Annotated in this window: 1 protein-coding gene; it reads right to left on the reverse strand. The window is 73.8% G+C overall.

The annotated features are described in order from the left end of the window. A partial coding sequence (locus FNQ90_RS25575; protein ID WP_182608481.1) for an enoyl-CoA hydratase/isomerase family protein occupies positions 1 to 763 on the reverse strand: 763 nt, incomplete at its 3' end. Positions 764 to 767 lie beyond the last annotated feature (4 nt).

The following is a 767-nucleotide window of genomic DNA, read 5'->3' on the forward strand; positions in this document are numbered from 1 at the left end:
TACGGGGTTCGTAGGTGTGTAGAGGGGACGGGGTAGTGCGATGACCGGGGGTGTCCCAGGGCTGACGGGCGTCGGGGTGCGCCGCGATCCACGCGCGGGCCCGGGAGAGCAGTTCGGCCGGGTCGTCGACCACCTCGTCCACCAGGCCCTGTTCCAGGGCGTGGGCCGGGCTGTACCGCCGCCCCTCCAGCAGGAGCGTGGACAGGGCGCCGGTGATGCCCAGCAGGCGCACCGAGCGCACCACCCCGCCGGTACCGGGCAGCAGCCCCAGGGTCACCTCGGGCAGCCCGACCCGGCACCCGGGGGTGTCGAGGAGCAGGCGGTGGTGACAGGCGAGGGCGATCTCGTAACCGCCGCCCAGCGCGCTGCCGTTCATCGCCGCCACCACCGGGCGGCCCAGGGTCTCCAGACGGCGCATGGCGCGCTTGATGGCCATCGCCCCGTCGAAGACCTCCTCCGCCCGGTCGGGACCGATCTCCACGAGGCGCCGCAGATCCCCGCCCGCGAAGAAGGTGGACTTCCCGGAGGTGACGATCACACCGGTGATCGTGTCGCGCTCGGCCTCCAACCGGTCCACGGCGGCCGTGAACGCGGCGGTGAAGCGGGGGTTCATCGTGTTGGTGGCGCGGGCGGGATCGTCCAGCACCAGGGTGACGACACCGGGCCCGGAGCCGTCGTCGGGATCCCGCTCCCAGCGGATCACCCCGGGGGCGTCGGGGGCGTCGGCTGCGGGTCGGTCGTCGGACGGGGGCTGCTGGGACATGGCC

Source organism: Streptomyces alkaliphilus, assembly GCF_014141535.1.
Classification (GTDB): domain Bacteria; phylum Actinomycetota; class Actinomycetes; order Streptomycetales; family Streptomycetaceae; genus Streptomyces; species Streptomyces alkaliphilus.